Genomic DNA, 18573 nt, shown 5'->3' on the forward strand with positions numbered 1-18573 from the left:
TTATGAAGGCTTATAAGTCCAGCGATAGGCGGGTGGTGTCGGGCCCTTGTTACGGCCCCCTTGCTGCATCTGTTCCCACGCATGGGCCAGAATTCCAACAGATCGGGACAGGCAGAACAGACCACGCGCCAGCGGGGGCGCAAATCCAAGCTCAGCGTAGATAACGGCAGTGGCGCCATCTATATTCATCGGAACTGGTTTTCCCTTCCGCTTGGCCAATTCCGCCTCGATCGCTTGTCCAATCCGCATGAACCGGCCATCACACGCTTGGTCCTTTACGGCGTTGGAAACCATTGCCATCAGGCGCGGAGCACGCGGATCTGTTGGGGTGTGAAACCGGTGGCCAAAACCCGGTAGTATCTTTCCTTCGCTTTCAATCCAGTCGTCCAGAGCCTGCTCCAAACCACCAGGGTGTTCCGCCACGAAGTGGTAGAGAGTAACGGCTTGCTCACCAGCGCCGCCGTGAACGTCCCCCAACATGTTTACGGCACTTGCCATCGCGTTGTTGAGGGGCAGACCACAGGTCACGGCCATGCGGGCCGTGGCGATTGAGGGGGCCTGTGGGCCGTGGTCCACCGCCGCGACCAACGCGGCCTCGAACAATCGGGCCTGCGCGTCCGAGGGGCGATCTCCGCGCACCATGAACCAGATCATTTCGGCGAAGCTGAGGTCTCCTATCAGGTTCTGGATTGACTCACCCCGCAGATCGATCCGGCCGGGCTCCATGTCGATGATGGATGTCGTCCACCAATCGGAAACATCGCTCATATGACCCCCTCCTTGTTCAACGCATCAATTTCTGCGTCGGACAATCCGATTTCAGACCAGATCGCATTGTTGTCAGCCCCCAGTTCAGGTGGTGCACTTTGTGGCATGCGCCGCGCGCCGTCCATGACAACGGGACTTCCCGCAAGCTTCATGTCTTCGCTTTGAACCCGCACGGACCCGATCAGGCCGCGACCAGAAAGTTGTTCATCGGCAAGAGCTTCGGGCACGCTTAGAACCTGCCCGGTTGGCACGCCAATTGCGTTGAGTTCCCGAACCCAGTCTGTTGCCGGTCTGGTTCGAAGGGTCTGCTCCAGCGCTCCACGCAAGGCGTGGCGGTTATGTTTACGGTCTTCGCGGGTTGCGTAGTCGGGGTTGTCTAGCAGATCGTCCCGCCCCAGATGGCTTGCTAGGGCGTGCCACTGTTCATCTCGGTTGGCGGCGATATTGATCGGGCTGTCGCGCGTGGCAAACGTACCCGATGGTGCAGACGTCGTGTTTTCATTTCCATGCGCTGCGGGTGCGACACCACCGACCAAAAAATTCGACACGACCCAACCCATTGTGGAAATAACAGCTTCGGACATCGCAACATCCAGAAAAGTCCCACGCGGGTTCGCGTTCAGAGCAGCAGACACGGCAAAAGCGGCCGTCATGCCGCCGACCGTATCCGCCAAAGGGTAACCAACGCGATAGGGCGCAGTGTCTGGCGCCCCGGTGATAGACATCACGCCACTTATGCCCTGAACGATCTGATCGTAAGCCGGATCATCCCTGCGCGGGCCATCCTGGCCGAACCCGCTTATGGCGCAGTAGACTAGGTTTGGATTGACCTCACGCAATACGTCGTAACCCAGACCAAGCCGATTCATAACACCGGGCCGGAAGTTTTCGACCAGAACATCTGCGGTTTGGACAAGGCGTTTCAGCAACGCCTTGCCTTTTTCCGATTTCATATCGAGCGTTATCGATTTCTTATCAGCATTTTGCGCCAGAAAGCTGATCCCCATGCCCACCTTGTTTCTGTTGGGATCAGCGCCCAGAACGCGGGCAAGATCGCCGCCGCCGGGGCGTTCGACCTTGATCACTTCGGCACCCATCAGCGCCAGCTGATAGCAGCAATACGGGCCCGCAAGGACATTTGTCAGATCGAGGACCCGTATTCCTGCCAGCGGTTCAGTCACCTTCGGCAACTCCGGCAGCCCGCGCCCGCGCTCGGCGCGCGCGATAGCTGGGTAGAAGAACCAGTAGTACCGCGATAACCAGCAGGCCCAGAGTCATCGGGCGTTCCCAGATAAACGCGATGCCGTCGTAAAGCTGCATGGAGCGCGCGAAATTGTCTTCCATCATTCCGCCAAGGATGAAACCGATCAGCAGCGGCGCCAGCGGATAATCGGCGAATTTCAACGCTGTGGCGCAGACACCGAAGCCAACAAGTATCAAAAGCTCTGTCGCATTGTTCTGCCCGATATAGGCCCCCATCAGTGTGAAGAACAGAATGAAGGGGATCAGATAGTTGCGCGGAACCGAGAGAACTTTGGCGATATATGGGATCAGCGGCAGGTTCAGTACCAGCAGAACCAGGTTGCCGATGAACATCGACATGATCACGGCCCAGAAAATCTGCGGCTCATCCAGCATCAGACGCGGGCCGGGCGTGACGTTCAAAGCGATCAATGCGCCAAGCAGGATCGCCGTCGTGCCAGAGCCGGGAATGCCCAGCGTCAGTAGTGGCACGAATGAACCGGTACACGCGGCGTTGTTCGCTGTTTCGGGTGCGGCCAGCCCTTTGATTGACCCTTTGCCGAATTCTTCCTGCTCCTCTTTCGGCGCGATGTTGCGCTCGACCGCATAACCCAGAAAGCTGGCAATGGTTGCGCCTGCGCCAGGCAAAACGCCGATGAAGAACCCTTGAACCGATTGACGACCGACCACAGGCGCGATGGCCTTGGCTTCGGCCTTGGTGATCCGCAGGTCCTTGATTTCACCATCGTCGCCTTTCAGGTCCTTTGGTTTCAAGACTAGAAAAAGTGCTTCGGGCAAAGCGAACATGGCCATAGCAAGCGTGATGAAGCCAAAGCCTGATTGCAGATCCATGATACCCATAGTGAAGCGCGGCAAGTTGAACAGCGCACCTTCGCCGACAGTGGCCATGATCAGGCCTAAAACTGTCATGATGACAGCCTTCGCCACCTGACCTGTACCTGCAAAGGCGGCAATCGCCGACAAGCCGACCACCATCAGGGCAAAATACTCTGCCGAGTGGAACAGCAATGCTACAGATGACAGGGCAGGGGCGAAGACCATCAAAAGGACCGCACCCAAAGTGCCGCCCGCAAAACTAGCGATGGCGGCAACAGTCAAGGCTTTGCCTGCCTTGCCCTGTCGAGCCATTGGATAGCCGTCAAAGCTGGAGGCCACTGTGCCCGCGACCCCCGGCGCGTTGAGCAGAATCGAAGATGTCGAGCCGCCAAAGATGGCACCATAGTAGACACCGGCCAACAGGATCAGCGCGGCGGAAGGGTCACCCATGGAAATCGCCACCGGGATCATAATGGCAATGATCGACATCGGGCCGAGGCCAGGAAGCATGCCGATGAATGTACCGATCAGACATCCTGCGATGACCATCAGCAGGTTCTGAATTGAGAATGCCGTTTGCAGGCCGATCAGAAGTCCTTCAAGCATGTCAGCCTCCGAAAATGCCCGGCAGGGGGCGCATGTAGATGCCAAGAACTTCCTGCACCAGATACCAGACGGCACCGGTTGCTATGAAAGCGACGGGTAGCATGATGTGCCACTTACGTTCGCCCAGAATGAATGATCCCAGGATCAGGAAAGCCGAGGTCGAGATCAGAAACCCAACAGGGCGCAAGCAAAGCGCGTAGATCACCATCAGAGCGAGTAGCATGAGCGCTTGATCAAGGTGGTACTCACCCAATCGACGATAGTCGATATCAGCCTCTTTGGGTTCGGCCTTTTCAAAACCCAGCAGAATGATCGTGGTGGTGATGATACCCAGAACTGACAACACTTTGGGGAAGGTGCTAGGCCAGATGGGGTTTCTCTGCATGAAAGGGGGAAGGCTACTGTCCATCGTGAACCAAGCGGCGTAGCCATATGTTAAACACACACCCAGAAGAACGAGCGCGATCCAGCGATCCAGCGCCATGAGGCCCCCTCCTTTTAACTGTCATTGGGGATGGCAGAGCGGTCGCCCGCTCTGCCAATCGTGATTTTAGAGGAAGCCCAGCTTTTTCATCAGATCGCCGATCTGCTGTTCCTGTTGCTCCAGGAAGGACTGGAAGTCGTCGCCCGAATTGTGGATGTTCACCCAACCGTTACGTGCACGAACCTCTTCCCATTCAGGTGTATCGTACATTTTGGCGATAGCGGCCTGATAGGCGGCCAGCTTGTCTTCTGGCAGGCCTGGAGCTGCAAAGAAACCGCGCCAGTTGACAAAGGTGGTATCTATGCCTTGTTCCTTCATTGTCATCGCATCAGGAGCCGCATCAACGCGTTCCTCCGCCGTCACGCCAATGATCTTGACCTCTCCAGCGTTTGCCAGATCAACTGCTTCCGAAAAACCGGTGGACAGGGCTGCGATCTCACCCGACAGCAAGGCTGCCATGGCTTTACCGCCCGCATCGTAAGGAATGTACTTTACGCCAAGCGCATCCTTGCCTGCCGCTTCCATCACCATCGCGGCCACCAAGTGGTCCATACCGCCGGGAACCGAACCGCCCCCAATGGCTGTTCCGCCCGGATCGGCGTCAAAGGCGGCAAGCAGGTCATCCATCGAGTTGATGGGGCTGTCTTTGCCCACGACGATCGCGGCATAGTCACCGATGGTGCCCGAGACCAGAGTCAGGTCGCGGAAGTTGTGCGGAAACACGCCGGTCAGCGAACGGATCACGATGGGGGTGGAATTCACCATCAACGTGCCGTGGTTGCTGTCTGCGTTCTCGATCAGATAGCCGATGGCTTTGCCGCCGCCACCACCCGACATGTTCTCGTAAGATGCCGTGCCCACCAAACCGGCGTTGGTCAACGCTTCGCCGGTACCACGTGCAGTACCGTCCCAGCCACCGCCTGCGCCGCCTGGAATCAGAAAGTGGATGCTGTCCACAACCTGATGGCCATCAGCTAAAGCCGGCCCTGTCAGGCCAATTGCGGCCACAGCTGCGATCAGGGCGCGGCGGCCCAGTGTGAATGTCGTCATGATGTCCTCCCATTTGACAACCGGCCGCGTCGCGGCTCAGATTGGATGGAACAAAATCACATCAACCTGACATCAACCTGTCACGCCTGAAAATAGTGCCAAGGCCTCATGAAATTCTTGCTTGTTGAAGACAACCCAGACCTTGCAAACGCAATCTGTTCTCGGATGAGGTTGGACGGGCATGTTATTGATCACGCCGCAAATTTGGATGACGCGACAGGTTTTGTAGAAACCCAGGATTATGACCTGATCCTGCTGGACATCATGCTGCCAGACGGGGATGGGCGTGACTTTCTGAAACGACACCGCGCGGGCAATCGGGACACCCCTGTCATTGTTCTGACGGCCCGCAGTCAGGTATCGGATCGAATCGGATCGCTGGATCTGGGGGCGGATGACTATGTGACGAAGCCCTTCGACCATGCCGAACTTGAAGCCCGCTGCCGGGCGGTTCTGCGACGAAAATCTGGGAACACAAGAACACGGATCGAAGTGGGGGGCATCGTGTTCGATCCGCTGGCAGGCCACCTGACCGTAGGCGACCAGACCGTTTCCCTGCGCAACCGTGAACTACGCCTGCTGGAGTTGTTTATCAATGCGCCGGGTCAGGTGTTTTCCAAGCAAAAACTGACAGATCGACTGTTTTCTTATGACGACATGGTGTCGGACAACGCGATCGAGGTTTACGTGGCCCGCCTACGCAAACATCTTGAGCCATCTGACCTGAAGATCACGACGCTTCGCGGTCTGGGATACAGGCTGGATCATGCCTCTTGAGCCAAATGTCTCAGGATCACTGCGGAACAGATTGGTTCTGACACTCATCGGGGGTGCTGCTCTTCTTGCGTTTTTGCTGTTTGTCGCCGTCCGCAACTATGCGGCGCAGGTCGCGCAACAGGGACAGGACAATATTCTGGGTGCTTCGGTGACCTCCATTCTGGATGCGGCAGCCCTGCGTGAAGGCGAGCTTGAGGTTGATATTCCATACGCCGCTTTTGCAATGCTCAGCACGCCTGCCGACGACCGGGTTTTTTATGCGATTTTTCAGGACGGTGAATTCCTTTCCGGATACGAAGACCTGTCACCGTTGGCAGCGCAGCGGGATAGCAGGTGGCAGTTTCAATCCAGCACAATTCGAGGTGAAACTATCCGTCAGGTCAGTGCCAGCCGAACTTTGGTTGGGTTGGAAAAACAGACTGTTATCGAAATCGTGCTGGGGCAAACGCAGGATGCGCTGGCAGAAACTCTGGACCAGATCTCACGCAACGCGGCGGTCCTCGGGATTGGTTTTTTTACCCTTGCGGCCGCCCTGTCCTTTTGGGCCACGTCTTCGACCATTGGTCAGTTGAACAGGTTGACGACCTCTGTCACCCGCCGGGGGCCGCAGGATCTTAGCCCATTCAGGAAACCCGTGCCCCGTGAAATGGCACCATTGGTGGCCTCACTGAATTCTTTGATGGGTCGGCTTGATCAGTCACTGAGCCAATCCGAAGACTTCATCGCCGAGGCGGCCCATCGCGTTCGGACCCCGTTGGCTACGGTCAGGTCTTATGCTGATGCAACGTTGCAAAGGGTGGAAAAGGAAGAGAACCGCGAGGCTTTGCGCTCGATGGTGCGCGCCATTGACGAAAGCTCTCGGGCCGCAGGGCAGTTGCTGGATCACGCGATGATCACGTTTCGCGCCGATCATCTGGAACGAGAAAAGATCGACCTTGTCGCCCTGATCAACGACTTGGTGCAACGTTTGACACCAATCGCCGAAATGAAGGACCTGTCCCTGTCCTTGGACGGTGATCCTCAGGTTCTGTACTCGGGTGATCCCATCCTCATCCAGAACGCCGTGCGAAACATGATCGACAATGCCCTGAAATATGCCCCACCTGACAGTGCCGTCCGCATCCAAGTGTCGTCAGTCCCGCATATTCAAATCCGCGTTAAAGACCGCGGACCCGGTTTCCCGCCAAACGAAATCGATACACTGACGCGCCGGTTTGAGCGCGGTAAAAACGCAAGTGGCACAATTGGCTCAGGCCTGGGTCTGACCATCGTGCAGGATGTAGCAACGGCACATGGTGGCACGCTTGAACTGGCCAATCGGCAAGGGGGTGGTGCATGCGTTACATTATCGCTTTGATTTTGTGCGTCTTACCAACGGTTGCGTTGGCTCAAGCTTGGGAAGATCGACAGGTTTTTAATGCAGAAGCGGGCCAAACACCTCTGCGTGTGATCTCGAGCACGGACACCTTTCTGTTCGAGCCGTTGATTGCCGCATTTGTCGCGGACAATCCCGGTATCTCGGTCGATTACATGGTGACTGGTACAGCAGACATTGACCGAATTGTCCGCGCGGCCCCTGATGACTTTGATATCGTTGTTTCCAGTGCGATGGACTTGCAGCTGAAACTGGCAAATGACGGATTTGGCAGGGCCATTGACGGCATTCAGTTGCCGGCCTGGGCGCAATGGCACCAAAGCCTGTTTGCCTTTACGTTCGAACCCGCAACGATCGTGATCAATCGTGCCGCTTTCGAAGATGGCCCTTTACCCGAGACCCGCCAGCAGCTTATCGAAATTTTGCGTGCCCGACCGGAAGATTTCTTTGGACGGGTAGGGACCTATGACATCCGGCAATCCGGTCTGGGCTATTTGTTCGCCACGCAGGATGCGCGCGCGTCAGAAACCTACTGGCGTCTGATGGAGGTTATGGGAGGGCTGGATGTTCGCCTGTATTGCTGTTCTGCCGACATGATTGATGATCTTGTCAGCGGTGAGATTGCCGTAGCCTATAACGTACTGGGCAGCTACGCCTCTGCCAGAGCGGGCGGTAAGGATGTTCTGGAGATCATCCAACCGTCAGATTTTCAAACCATTATGATGCGTACGGCATTGGTTTTGAAAAGCACTCCAGAGACCGAAGCCGCTTCGTCATTTGTTCGCCACCTTGTTGAAAACCAGTCTGGCAGGGGCACCGGCGCTTTTTCACTACCGCCTTTGGCACCCTATGACACTGAGACCGAGCGTGAAGCGATAGGACTGGACCCCGCGCTGCTTACTTTTCTGGACAGGTTGAAGCGTCGCAGATTCCTGGCAGAGTGGGAGAGCGCAGTTATCCAGAATTAGCGGAATATGCCTTACTCGCGGAAGGCGCGATTGAAATAGTCAGCCATTGGTTTGACCAGATAGGACAACGGCGTACGCTCATCTGTTTTGATCAGTGCTTCCACCGGCATGCCGGGCAAAAGCTCTTGCCCATTTAACCGATCAATCTGGCCGTCGTTCAGTTCGACCTCCGCGCGATAGAATGTAAACCCTGATTGTTCATCGGTGAAGGTATCAGCCGAGACATTGTAAACTTGTCCGTCCAATTCAGGGGTTTCACGCTGATTAAATGCAGGGAAACGCAACGCAACCGGCTGACCAACATGGAGCTGATCCACATGGATCGCGTCGACCCGCGCTGCCACCAACAAAGGCGTATCCTGCGGCACCACATACATCATTGGCTCGCCCGGTTGTACTACGGACTGCAGAGCAAACACCTGACTTCCATATACTCTTCCGGTAACAGGGGCGCGGATGTCCAGGCGGGTCAGGCGCTCGGACAAGGACAGTCTGCGTTCGGACAATTCTGCAACCTGCGCCTGCACATCCCGCAACGTGGTAATCGCTTCTTCGCGACGGGTTGCGGTCAGTTCAACGATTTGGATCTCGGTCGAGGCGATCTGTCCTCGCAGTCGCGCAACAGCGGCCTCCAACCGACCAATCTCGCCGCTCAGGCTTGCTTCTTCCCGTTGCAAGGCAAGCACACGGCTGGTTTGTGTCAGACCGCGATTCAGCAGGCTTTGCTGATCTTCAAGCTCATCTTCGATCAATTCCACCTGACGCCGTAACGACACCAATTGGGCTTGCGTGCCTTCAATCTCGCTTTCGATTTGCACGACTTGCTTGCGGAGTTGTTCGTCCTGCCGGGACAGTGTCTCAAGTCTGGCGTTGAATAAGTTCTGCTGCCCTGAAATCAGATCGGCATCAATATCGTAGTCTTGCTGAACTTCACTCAACAGGGCCGCAAGTTCAGCGGTTGTCAGACCATCCCGCTCTGCCTCCAACCGGGCGCGCCGGACCAGAAGCTCAAACAGCTGTGCCTCGACGATTGTCTGTTCGGAGGACAGAAAGGTATCATCCAGGCGCAACAGCATATCGCCAGAAGCAACCACATCACCGTCGCGCACAAATATCTCACCGACGACACCGCCATCAGGGTGCTCGACAACCTGACGATTGCTTTGCACCTCGATCACGCCCGAAGACACAATGGCCCCGGCCAAACGCGTCTCGACGGCCCAGTACCCCAATCCGCCGACCAGCAGGATAAGCGCAGAGAACCCGACAAGCGCAGGTATTTTCATGCTCCAGACCTGCGCTGGCTTTTTTGTCGACTTTTTCGCCATCATTCACCTACGGAGCTAAGCTTGCGTTTGATTGCGCCAGCGTTCTGCACCATCGCGCTCAGGACTTCATCGCGGCTGCCCGACTTTACCACCTGTCCTTTTTCGACAACCGCCAGATCATCGCATTCTGAAATGGCCTGCGGCCGGTGCGTCATGATGATTGTCGACTTGCCGGCAGCCTTAAGACCCCGCACCGCCGCGTTCAGCGCGTCGGTCCCATCCGCATCCAAGGCCGAGTTCGGCTCATCCAGAATAAGAAGAACAGGGTCTCCGTAGAGTGCGCGCGCCAAAGCGATCCGTTGCTTTTGACCGCCAGACAATTGACTGTCATTGCCCTCCAGAAAGGTGCCGTACCCTTTCTCCAGCGAAAGGATCAGTTCATGCGCATTGGCTTTCTTTGCTGCCGCCACAACCGCGTCGGAGTCCGGGTTTTCAGACATCCGGGCAATGTTTTCAGCAACTGTTCCGTTGAACAGGGTCACCTGCTGCGGCAAGTAACCTATGTGGCTGCCAAGATCGTTGGAGTCGTATTGATCCAAAGTGGCGCCGCCCAACCTGATTTCACCGGCAGCAGGTCGCCAAAGGCCCAACAATGCCTTGGCCAATGTAGTCTTTCCCGACCCGCTTTTTCCAATGACGCCCAGGGCTTTGCCTGGCTCCAACTTTAAGTTCACATTCCGCAATGTCGGCGTTGAGGCACCCGGTGGGATTACAGTCAGGGATTTGGCCTCAAGTTGCGCTTTTGGCACGGGCAGTCGAATGCGTTCTTCTTCCGGTGGGGTATGATCAAGGAATTGGTTCAATGAGACCCACGCGGTTCGGGCACGCTCAACAACGCCCCACTGACCGACGGCTTGCTCAACAGGGGCCAGAGCACGCCCAAGCAAGATCGAGCCCGCGATCATCGCACCCGGAGTCATTTCGTTTTGCAGCACCAGCCAGGCACCTAAAGCCAACATGGCAGATTGAAGAAACAGTCGTAATGACTTGGTAAGAGACGTAAAACTTCCTGTCCAATCACTTGCCGCAATGGATTGACGCAGGGCGTCTGAACGCTGGCTCAACCACCGCTTTGTGACGTCTGCTTGCATTCCTTGCGAACGCACAACCTCGGCCGCTTGCCTTGCATGTTCAGAAAAGGCATTGGCCCGCGCGGTTGCGGATTGAGCTTCGGCCACTTTCCGGCTGGTCATCGCCTGATTGAGCAGCGCAATGACCACAAGCAGAACACCGCTGGCCACGGCCAACCATCCAAGCAGCGGGTGAAACAGAAAAATCGCGCCCAAAAACACTGGTGTCCACGGAATGTCCATAACGGCCAAAAGCACGGGCGAAGAGCATAGATTTCGAATGGATTCCAGATCGCGTAGCGCAGTTGCCGGGGCGGAACGCACCTGCGGAACAAGGGACCGGCGCATCGTGGCTTCGAACACACGCTCGTCCAGTTGCGATTGAAAACGCGCACCAAACCGCGCAACGATACGGCCGCGCGCAAAGTCGAGCATCGCCATAAGTGCGTAAAGCATGGCAACCAGCAAGAAAAGCGCAGTCAGAGTCTCAACCGCCCGCGAACCCAGAACCCGGTCATACACTTGCAGCATGAACAACGGGCCTGTCAGCATCAGCAAATTAACGAAGATGCTGAACAGAAACGCCAGCCCCAAAAACGCGACGCCTTGATTCCGCACATTGCGCAGTTCATGGCGCGGAGGCGCGGATAGGCGGTGTTCAGATTTCACTGTTTTCGATCCCCATCAATCCAGCAAGCATCGCGCATTTAAAAAACTAGTTCAGCCTTGCCAAGTTTGCACATGTTTTTTTGAGCAAGAAACCGCACGCACGGCGGTAAAAACAGCGCCTTTCAGCCATTGTACGAAATTTACGCTAAGTAGCCCTGTGCCGTAATGAGGTCGGCGTACCGAATGAAGTGATCTGAGTCGCGCAATTCTAAGGTTCAAGAGTGTTCCGCTGAGTCATGCTCCGGGTTTTGTCCATTTCAAAATGAGATTGGCGGCAATGGGTGCACCTATGATGACCAATACGATCCGTGTTAGGTGGTGGGTAATAACAAAGCCCAGATCGGCACCTGACACGATCGCTAGAACAGTCATTTCGGCCTGACCGCCCGGAGCGAAAGCCAGAAAGGCTTCGACAGGGTGCCCCAGCCCCAGCGTAGTGACTATTGCTGTGAACACTGCCGCCAGAATGGCAAGAACGAACACGTAAGTTACGCCCGCTGCCACAACACGACGAAGTTCGGTCCATGTGACCCCTACAAATTTTACTCCGATTGCACAGCCAATGAAGAACTGCGCGACCAATATGGCTTCTCGTGGTGGCCGGGTATGAATGAAATCACCCAAGGATAGCGCCGCCGTCAAAATCATGGGCCCCAAGATGGATGCGCCGAACAGGCCAACCCGCTCACCACCTTTCCAGCCTACCAGCGCTGCGACCACCATGAGTATTAGTTCATGCACCGGAAGGTCACGTGCGGGTTGCCCGATTGGGTTCGTCAGATCTGCGTCGTAGAACACCGTCAGGATTATTGGGGCGAGGGTTACAATGATAAGGACGCGCGTTCCGTGGATAAGCGACAGAGTGCGAGGGTTTGCTCCTGCTTCGGTGCCGAAGATGATCATGTCCTGAAGCCCACCGGGCATTGCGGCGTAGAACGCGGTTTTCGCGTCAAAACCCCAAAATTTGCGAAAAAACGGAACGCCTACCAACGCGATGAGCAAGATAAAGAATGGAACCAGTAGTATCGAGGAAGCCATTTTGGGCAGTTGAGCAAACAGGGCAGGTGTAATCGATGCCCCAACCGCAACACCCAGTATCGTTCGTGCGGCCACCGAAATCTGCCCGAACCCTTCCATAGGGGCATGAGCCAGGGCTGCAATGAGACACGCACTCATCGGGCCAAACAAAAAGGGCAGGGGCAGGCTTAGCATCCAAAATGCTCCTGTACCCATAGCCGCAAGACCGAACGTTACGGCCCGCTTGGTCATGAGAGAAGGTGGATTTGCCAGGATGCGCAATTTGCAGGTTCCGTCGTCGTTGACTCAATGTGTATCCAAATGTATACAAGTGCACGCAAGGAAGCAAGAGAGCCCGCGATGACGATCCAAGACGCCGCCTTACAGCCCGGTCCACAAGGCAATTCCACGTACCAACGTCTGCTGGAAGAGATTCGCGATGGAGCGCTTTTGCCCGGCGACCGACTGCGCGAGATTGAACTGTCCGAGCGTCTGGGTGTCAGCCGAACGCCTGTGCGCGAGGCGATCCGACAGTTGGAGACGGACGGATTGGTCACGCATGTCCCACGACAGGGCGCGACTGTGCGCAGTCTGGCATATGCCGAGGTGATGGAATTGTACGAAATGCGCGCGGTGCTGGAGGGTACCGCGGCACGACTGGCGGCCCGAGCGGCGTCGGACATAGAGCTGGATGAGTTGGACATATTGAATGATCGGCTTGCCGAGGCGGGCACAGGTCCTGACGCAGCTCAGATCAACAGGGTTTTTCACGCCACGCTTCTGGATGCCGCCAAGAACCGGTTTTTGGCCAAGTCAATGTTATCCCTGCAAAAGGCGTTGCTGATCCTGGGGCCCTCGCAATTGTTGGACAGCGAGAGAGCAGCGGCAGCGGTGACCGAGCATCGGCGCATCATGGCGGCTCTGAAAGCCCGCGATGGTGCGGCGGCTGAAACCGAAATGCGCGCACACATTCAGGCCGCGCAACGGATGCGGATTCGTGCGTTGCAGGAACGCGACCGATCAATCGACGAAGATCAGTAGGCAGGCAGAAAATGGCAACCCAAACCGAAGCTTACGATATTGCCGTGATTGGTGGAGGAAACGCGGCTCTGTGCGCGGCGATGACGGCGGCCGAGGCTGGTGCCCGTGTTCTGATCCTCGAAGCGGCTCCAAAACCCTATCGCGGGGGGAACTCGCGCCACACCCGCAATTTTCGTTGTATGCACCAGGGCCCTTTGGGTCCTTTGGTCGACGCCTACAGCGAGGACGAATACCTTTCGGATCTACTCAAGGTCACCGACGGGAAAACTGACGAACATCTGGCCCGGCTTGCCATACGAACGTCAGAGGAATGCCTGCCGTGGATGGAAGAGCATGGGGTTCGCTTTCAACCGTCTTTGTCCGGAACACTCTCGCTGGCGCGGACAAACGCATTTTTCATGGGTGGCGGCAAGTCATTGGTGAATGCGTACTACAGGACAGCGGCGGGTCTGGGCGTTGATGTGCTTTACGAGGCCGCTGTGACGCATTTGGAGCTAAGCGGCGATCAGGTCGAATGGGTAGATTATTACTATGAAGGCCAGACTCATCGCATCACTCCAAAAGCCGTCATCGTTGCTTCAGGCGGATTTCAGGCCGACACCGATTGGCTGACCCGCGCATGGGGAGAGCCCGCAAAGAACTTCCTAATCAGAGGGACGCCATATAACCGAGGCGTTGTTTTGGCCGATCTTCTGGATCAAGGCGTTGAAAGCGTCGGGGATCCGACGCAGTGCCACGCTGTTGCCATCGATGGGCGGGCGCCGAAGTTCGACGGCGGAATCGTTACCCGTCTGGACTGCGTTCCGTTTTCTATCGTCGTGAACAAGAACGCCGAACGGTTCTATGACGAAGGTGAGGATGTCTGGCCCAAGCGCTATGCGATCTGGGGTCGCCTGGTCGCGGCACAACCGGACCAGGTCGGTTACGTCATCATTGACTCAAAATCGCTGAACTTATTCATGCCGTCCGTATTTCCGCCGCTGAAGGCGGACAGTTTGGAAGAACTGGCCAAGGTAATGAGTCTTCCGGCAGACAAGCTGATGGCAACAGTTGCCGAGTTCAACGCAGCCTGCGGCGACACTAATGATTTTCATCCAACCGAATTGGACGGCGTCGCGACCTCAGGCTTAACCCCGCCCAAAACCAACTGGGCGCGCCCGATCACAGAGCCTCCGTTTTACGGCTACTCACTGCGCACTGGCGTGACCTTTACCTATCTCGGGCTGAAAGTCGACGATACAGCGCAATGCTCGACCCAGAACGGCAAGATCAAGAACCTTTGGGCGGCAGGCGAAACCATGGCCGGGTCGATTTTGGGGCAGGGGTATCTGGCAGGGTTTGGGATGACAATCGGAACCGTTTTCGGACGCATCGCAGGACGTGAGGCCGCAACTTATGCAAACTGAACTGATACAGGAAGCCCGCAGACAGGCGGAGATTTGCAATGCTTGCCGGTATTGTGAAGGGTATTGCTCGGTCTTTCCGTCACTCCACGCGGAACGCGCGTTCTCGGACGGAAACATTACGCAACTTGCCAACCTTTGCCACAATTGCAGGGGCTGCTACTACGCCTGCCAATACACAGCCCCCCACGAGTTCGACCTGAACCTGCCCAAAGCCTTGGCCGAGGTGCGGCGGGACAGTTGGGAAAGCTTTGCATGGCCGCAGCCGCTGGCGCGCCGATTCCATACACAAGGCGGGGTTATCGCCTTAGCACTTGTGATTGGATTTACCCTGTTGTTCTGGGCTATCCGCGCCATCGGGTCCAGCGGAGGCGAGGGGTTTTACGCCGTCCTGTCCCACAATGCGATGGTTGCAATCTTTGCGCCCGCTTTCCTGCTGCCTCTGTTCAGCATAGCCATCAGCCTCAGGCGCTACTGGGCCGAGGTTGGCGGCAAACCGATTCAAATCTCTGACCTGACAACTGCTTTCAAACGCGCAGGCAAGATGCAGGATTTGGCTGCAGGCCATGGTGAGGGCTGCAATTTCGAGGATGAAGACCGGTTCAGCCAAGGTCGTCGGCATATTCACCACGCCATCATGTATGGGTTCCTACTGTGTTTTGCATCGACCTCGGTGGCGACGGTCATGCATTACGGCTTTGGTCTGCACGCACCCTACAGTTTCTGGTCTTTGCCCAAGTTATTCGGGATTTCCGGTGGGATTCTTCTGACACTCGGGTGTGGCGCAATGGTGCTTCTCAAGCAAAAATCTGACCGAAATCTCGGCGACCCGTCGGCATGGGGCGGCGATATCGCCTTCATCCTGCTGCTTGGGTTCGTAGCGTTTAGCGGATTGGTTCTATACGCCCTTGGCTCAACGGCGCCAATGCCCCAGCTGCTCGCGATCCATCTGGGTTCTGTCCTGACATTCTTCCTGCTGACGCCATACACCAAAATGGCGCATGGGTTCTATCGTCTCGCGGCACTTGTTCGGGATGCGCAAAGAAAGCGGGGCGCTTAGTTTCAAACTTACGGCTCGATGGCTCCATAGATTAACGCAGCGATACTCCATGCGCTCAGTTGCGCGTATTTAAGTTTTTAGCCGCATTCTTTATGTGCAGTTCCACCGTTTTGTCCGAAACGGACAGCTTGAAAGCGATTTCCTTATTGGTCAGACCAGCGGCATCCCAAAGCAAACATTCCTTTTCGCGGGAAGAAAGCGGAAAAAACTACCGCATCATATCGCCCTCTTACACCCGGAAGTGAAACAGCAGGGCGATGCTTTCAATCAGCGGAGTCGAGCGCGCAACAATCCTGTCTCCTTCTTTGTCGTTTTCAGCGTCAAAACACACGCCTGTCCCGCCCTGTTTCCAGTTCGATGCATCCCGAACGGGAACAGTGATTCCGTAGGCCATTCCAAACTCTTTCATGGAGTTCAGAAAGAAATCCGATTTTTCAGTCTGGTACTTTTTTGCGCGGGGGTCTCGCCACGAGATCGGTCGGTAATCTTCGGTCAACGCATATTGAGCAAACGGGTCGTGATCAATGTAGCCCTCGTCAAGGTACAGCTTATTGAACTTTTCAACATGAGACGACATTGCGACAACCTCGGGTGCAATCGAACGGCCAACGGTCTTTGGGAAAAAGCCGTAAACTGCACTTTTTGCCCCGAGTTGAGACAAAGTGTCGGAATAGTGTGACCAAGCAAGATCAACAGTTGCTGCATTGGACAGCTTTTCAGAAAACTCAAGAAGATTAATTGTTCTTTCTTTGTCGATATAAGTAATTCTTTTCATTTCGCACTTAACAAATGCCACTCACCAATGCGGTTTATCTCGGCGTCGAAAGAACTAATCCTCCAAGTTATTAAGATAAAAGGGAAATTGCCGGGATTGTTCGCACACCTTCAAGCCAAAGCAGCGGTTGCGGAAACCAGGATCTATGTAAGATTTTCCTGAGCACTGAACCTCTTCGAACTTGTACATCATGTGCGAGATTAGACACGGCGACCAGAGTGCAACGAACACACATCAAAACATGCATTGTGAACAATTTATCGGCATCACGATTTCCCCGTGACGCCGATAAACTGGCTTTCCGTCTAGTCCGGCCAGATGTAGTGAATTCTTCTAGCTTTGTTGATAAGGCCCTTTCTGTGCGTCCGAAAAGGCAAGAAAACCACCGATTCCCAACAACACTGCGCAAACTAGTGCAAACATTCCAAAGCCGAAGGCCCAAAGTATACCTGCAGCCGAAACGCCCATTAGTGCTCCGCCGAGTTTCCCATTCTTGAAGGCCAATCCACCTCCAATGAGACCAACAACCGGCATCAAAAGCGACATTGTTCTGAAAAAGGCAAGAGTTGACTGAACATCCGCGTTCACACGAGCTGAGTTAGCATCCCCATTAAATGAAGCGATTCCAGACATCGCACTCGACCCGAGTCCTGCTAGCTTAAATCCTACAACACCGACAAGCAGGGCAATAATGCCACCGATAATACCTAGTACTCCACCAACTTTCATTCTTTACTCCAAAAACTACTAATCACGAACTTCACTATTGAACCAATTAAAAAATTTGTGTCAACAAAATTGGTTTTTGGGGCGCTCCACTTTGAACTTCAACAAACTCTAAATCATCGCTGTTTCTCAAAATCTGCATCCTTCGAAGTTATTAGTTCCTGTATTTTTGAAGATGTAGGTAGTTGTGAAGCGCTGCAAACATTTGCCTTGACCTTCATGTTACCCGTTAAGTTACTGCTTTTTTTGTTGGTCGCTGATATTGACTTCAGAAAAGGGTATGGTGAAACCGATTTTCGTCCGAGCGTCAAATATTGGGCATCGGCTCCTGTTCCTAAAGGTGTTCGCTAAATTGGTATTTAATTCTATTGGCTGAGGCAGTGCCCCAAACGCCGGGGATTTTCGGTTCGAAAGTTCTGAAATTCCTAGCCGCGCGCCAGTATGGCAGGGCAGGGTTGCTTTTAACGCGTCATGTTTGACAACACGCCTTTTGTGCGGATTTGGCTAAAGATGATGAAGATCAGTACAATGATGCCTATCGCCGCGACATACTGCAAAAATGTAAACCAAACTCCGAAGCCTACAGTCGATCGCTGAGCGTTGATAACGTCGGCCCCAACAACCAGTGCGACGGTAGCAATCTTCAAGACCAATGCGTTTAAAGGGTCGTAATTTTCGTAGTTCGGATCACTCATTACAGCTCCGAACAAAAAAGTGTTACAAGGCTGAGAAAAACCAAACCGAACGTCCAGCTAACAACACTGTTAAACGCGCAGGTTTCCCTGGCTTTTTTGGCTTGATTCATCAGAACGAAGATTGAGCCCAATGCAAAGGCAATAACGAGTAAAACACCAACAGCTTCCATGAAGCTTGTTCTCCTTTCGATTTCTTACGCGAAACCTTGCACTTAGGCGCCGCTGTACGTTTGATTGAAGGCTGTGATCAAATTCGCCCAAACGACAAAGGCGAAGAACATAGGATTTCCCTAGGTTGGCGCGAAACCTCTGAGTCTTCGCATCGGAGCCGTTGTCCAAAACAAGCTACTGCCAGCACAACGCTTTTTCGATTTGCTTCGGTTTTGAAGGGCGAGCTCTGGGTCGTGTGCCACGGTTGGAATCCCCTGGCAAGTTCCTCAGAACACACCGGGCCAAGTTCACGAACTTAACGGCATAATCATGATTATGTTAAATATGGTGCGGGTGGAGGGACTTGAACCCCCACGCCTTGCGGCGCCAGAACCTAAATCTGGTGCGTCTACCAATTTCGCCACACCCGCAACCAAGCGCCTCAGCGCCAGACTGGGGCGCTCATAACAAAGCTTGCGGCCGAGTGCGAGAGGTAAATTGAACCAAAACTGAACTTTGTTGTTTGGATTGA

General features: G+C 55.0%; 18 protein-coding genes, 1 tRNA gene and 1 pseudogene. 6 read left to right on the forward strand and 14 right to left on the reverse strand.

The features are described from left to right. From ACR0EV_RS05265 to ACR0EV_RS05285, 5 genes are all read right to left on the reverse strand, one after another. On the reverse strand, window positions 1-768 hold the full coding sequence (locus tag ACR0EV_RS05265) for a citryl-CoA lyase (RefSeq protein WP_480799115.1): 768 nt from the start codon (window positions 766-768) through the stop codon (window positions 1-3). Next, entirely contained in the window at window positions 765-1949 is a 1185-nt protein-coding gene (locus ACR0EV_RS05270; protein ID WP_480799116.1) for a CaiB/BaiF CoA transferase family protein, read from the reverse strand. The genes ACR0EV_RS05265 and ACR0EV_RS05270 overlap by 4 nt, the downstream gene beginning before the upstream one ends. Next, entirely contained in the window at window positions 1942-3453 is a 1512-nt protein-coding gene (locus ACR0EV_RS05275; protein WP_480799117.1) for a tripartite tricarboxylate transporter permease, read from the reverse strand. Before ACR0EV_RS05275 ends, ACR0EV_RS05270 begins: the two co-directional genes overlap by 8 nt. A gap of 1 nt (window position 3454) precedes the next feature. Next, the gene (locus ACR0EV_RS05280) at window positions 3455-3937 is read right to left on the reverse strand and encodes a tripartite tricarboxylate transporter TctB family protein (RefSeq protein WP_480799118.1); all 483 of its coding nucleotides are present in this window, start codon (window positions 3935-3937) and stop codon (window positions 3455-3457) included. A 66-nt stretch (window positions 3938-4003) separates the two neighbouring features. Continuing rightward, window positions 4004-4987, reverse strand: coding sequence for a Bug family tripartite tricarboxylate transporter substrate binding protein (locus tag ACR0EV_RS05285; RefSeq protein ID WP_480799119.1), 984 nt, complete (start codon window positions 4985-4987; stop codon window positions 4004-4006). A 108-nt stretch (window positions 4988-5095) separates the two neighbouring features. On the opposite strand from ACR0EV_RS05285, the gene ACR0EV_RS05290 reads away from it, so the two are divergent. The 3 genes from ACR0EV_RS05290 to ACR0EV_RS05300 are packed head-to-tail and all read left to right on the forward strand — an operon-like array spanning window position 5096 to window position 8107. Then, window positions 5096-5764, forward strand: a complete 669-nt coding sequence (locus ACR0EV_RS05290; RefSeq protein WP_480799120.1) for a response regulator transcription factor — start codon at window positions 5096-5098, stop codon at window positions 5762-5764. Further along, on the forward strand, window positions 5754-7121 hold the full coding sequence (locus ACR0EV_RS05295) for a sensor histidine kinase (RefSeq protein WP_480799121.1): 1368 nt from the start codon (window positions 5754-5756) through the stop codon (window positions 7119-7121). Before ACR0EV_RS05290 ends, ACR0EV_RS05295 begins: the two co-directional genes overlap by 11 nt. Continuing rightward, window positions 7100-8107, forward strand: coding sequence for an ABC transporter substrate-binding protein (locus ACR0EV_RS05300; protein WP_480799122.1), 1008 nt, complete (start codon window positions 7100-7102; stop codon window positions 8105-8107). Before ACR0EV_RS05295 ends, ACR0EV_RS05300 begins: the two co-directional genes overlap by 22 nt. An 11-nt stretch (window positions 8108-8118) precedes the next feature. Here the strand turns inward: ACR0EV_RS05300 and ACR0EV_RS05305 are convergent, their stop codons facing one another. The 3 genes from ACR0EV_RS05305 to ACR0EV_RS05315 form a co-directional block, all read right to left on the reverse strand. Continuing rightward, window positions 8119-9393, reverse strand: coding sequence for an HlyD family type I secretion periplasmic adaptor subunit (locus ACR0EV_RS05305; protein WP_480799123.1), 1275 nt, complete (start codon window positions 9391-9393; stop codon window positions 8119-8121). 41 nt (window positions 9394-9434) lie between these two features. Next, on the reverse strand, window positions 9435-11174 hold the full coding sequence (locus ACR0EV_RS05310) for a type I secretion system permease/ATPase (protein ID WP_480799124.1): 1740 nt from the start codon (window positions 11172-11174) through the stop codon (window positions 9435-9437). Window positions 11175-11408: 234 nt separating this feature from the next. Then, window positions 11409-12443 carry an AbrB family transcriptional regulator gene (locus ACR0EV_RS05315; protein ID WP_480799574.1) on the reverse strand — a complete coding sequence of 345 codons (1035 nt, stop codon included), beginning with the start codon at window positions 12441-12443 and terminating at the stop codon, window positions 11409-11411. Between the two features lie 108 nt (window positions 12444-12551). Here ACR0EV_RS05315 and ACR0EV_RS05320 point away from each other — a divergent pair, with 108 nt between their 5' ends. The 3 genes from ACR0EV_RS05320 to tcuB are packed head-to-tail and all read left to right on the forward strand — an operon-like array spanning window position 12552 to window position 15695. Next, window positions 12552-13232, forward strand: coding sequence for a GntR family transcriptional regulator (locus ACR0EV_RS05320; RefSeq protein WP_480799125.1), 681 nt, complete (start codon window positions 12552-12554; stop codon window positions 13230-13232). A gap of 11 nt (window positions 13233-13243) precedes the next feature. Next, window positions 13244-14638, forward strand: a complete 1395-nt coding sequence (gene tcuA, locus ACR0EV_RS05325; protein ID WP_480799126.1) for an FAD-dependent tricarballylate dehydrogenase TcuA — start codon at window positions 13244-13246, stop codon at window positions 14636-14638. Beyond that, window positions 14628-15695, forward strand: a complete 1068-nt coding sequence (gene tcuB, locus ACR0EV_RS05330; protein ID WP_480799127.1) for a tricarballylate utilization 4Fe-4S protein TcuB — start codon at window positions 14628-14630, stop codon at window positions 15693-15695. The genes tcuA and tcuB overlap by 11 nt, the downstream gene beginning before the upstream one ends. Before the next feature lie 55 nt (window positions 15696-15750). On the opposite strand, the pseudogene ACR0EV_RS05335 reads toward tcuB, so the two are convergent. From ACR0EV_RS05335 to ACR0EV_RS05360, 6 genes and pseudogenes are all read right to left on the reverse strand, one after another. Beyond that, a pseudogene (locus ACR0EV_RS05335) lies at window positions 15751-15885 on the reverse strand (helix-turn-helix domain-containing protein); the annotation flags it as partial. Between the two features lie 39 nt (window positions 15886-15924). Then, on the reverse strand, window positions 15925-16470 hold the full coding sequence (locus ACR0EV_RS05340) for an autoinducer binding domain-containing protein (RefSeq protein WP_480799128.1): 546 nt from the start codon (window positions 16468-16470) through the stop codon (window positions 15925-15927). Window positions 16471-16803: 333 nt separating this feature from the next. Continuing rightward, window positions 16804-17199 (reverse strand): hypothetical protein, encoded by a 396-nt coding sequence (locus ACR0EV_RS05345; RefSeq protein WP_480799129.1) that lies wholly within the window; start codon window positions 17197-17199, stop codon window positions 16804-16806. 458 nt (window positions 17200-17657) lie between these two features. After that, window positions 17658-17891: a hypothetical protein gene (locus ACR0EV_RS05350; protein WP_480799130.1), complete on the reverse strand. Its 234-nt coding sequence runs from the start codon at window positions 17889-17891 to the stop codon at window positions 17658-17660. Further along, on the reverse strand, window positions 17891-18061 hold the full coding sequence (locus tag ACR0EV_RS05355) for a hypothetical protein (protein ID WP_480799131.1): 171 nt from the start codon (window positions 18059-18061) through the stop codon (window positions 17891-17893). The genes ACR0EV_RS05350 and ACR0EV_RS05355 overlap by 1 nt, the downstream gene beginning before the upstream one ends. Before the next feature lie 326 nt (window positions 18062-18387). After that, a tRNA-Leu gene (locus ACR0EV_RS05360) sits at window positions 18388-18472 on the reverse strand. Window positions 18473-18573: the final 101 nt, after the last annotated feature.

The sequence above is a fragment of the Ruegeria sp. CF8 genome (genome assembly GCF_056537285.1).

Coding starts and splice junctions, on each gene's coding strand:
- ACR0EV_RS05265 (WP_480799115.1), bottom strand. CDS start 768: ATGAGCGATGTTTCCGATTGGTGGACGACATCCATCATCGACATGGAG.
- ACR0EV_RS05275 (WP_480799117.1), bottom strand. CDS start 3,453: ATGCTTGAAGGACTTCTGATCGGCCTGCAAACGGCATTCTCAATTCAG.
- ACR0EV_RS05280 (WP_480799118.1), bottom strand. CDS start 3,937: ATGGCGCTGGATCGCTGGATCGCGCTCGTTCTTCTGGGTGTGTGTTTA.
- ACR0EV_RS05285 (WP_480799119.1), bottom strand. CDS start 4,987: ATGACGACATTCACACTGGGCCGCCGCGCCCTGATCGCAGCTGTGGCC.
- ACR0EV_RS05290 (WP_480799120.1), top strand. CDS start 5,096: ATGAAATTCTTGCTTGTTGAAGACAACCCAGACCTTGCAAACGCAATC.
- ACR0EV_RS05295 (WP_480799121.1), top strand. CDS start 5,754: ATGCCTCTTGAGCCAAATGTCTCAGGATCACTGCGGAACAGATTGGTT.
- ACR0EV_RS05300 (WP_480799122.1), top strand. CDS start 7,100: ATGCGTTACATTATCGCTTTGATTTTGTGCGTCTTACCAACGGTTGCG.
- ACR0EV_RS05305 (WP_480799123.1), bottom strand. CDS start 9,393: ATGAAAATACCTGCGCTTGTCGGGTTCTCTGCGCTTATCCTGCTGGTC.
- ACR0EV_RS05315 (WP_480799574.1), bottom strand. CDS start 12,443: ATGACCAAGCGGGCCGTAACGTTCGGTCTTGCGGCTATGGGTACAGGA.
- ACR0EV_RS05320 (WP_480799125.1), top strand. CDS start 12,552: ATGACGATCCAAGACGCCGCCTTACAGCCCGGTCCACAAGGCAATTCC.
- tcuA (WP_480799126.1), top strand. CDS start 13,244: ATGGCAACCCAAACCGAAGCTTACGATATTGCCGTGATTGGTGGAGGA.
- tcuB (WP_480799127.1), top strand. CDS start 14,628: ATGCAAACTGAACTGATACAGGAAGCCCGCAGACAGGCGGAGATTTGC.
- ACR0EV_RS05340 (WP_480799128.1), bottom strand. CDS start 16,470: ATGAAAAGAATTACTTATATCGACAAAGAAAGAACAATTAATCTTCTT.
- ACR0EV_RS05345 (WP_480799129.1), bottom strand. CDS start 17,199: ATGAAAGTTGGTGGAGTACTAGGTATTATCGGTGGCATTATTGCCCTG.
- ACR0EV_RS05350 (WP_480799130.1), bottom strand. CDS start 17,891: ATGAGTGATCCGAACTACGAAAATTACGACCCTTTAAACGCATTGGTC.
- ACR0EV_RS05355 (WP_480799131.1), bottom strand. CDS start 18,061: ATGGAAGCTGTTGGTGTTTTACTCGTTATTGCCTTTGCATTGGGCTCA.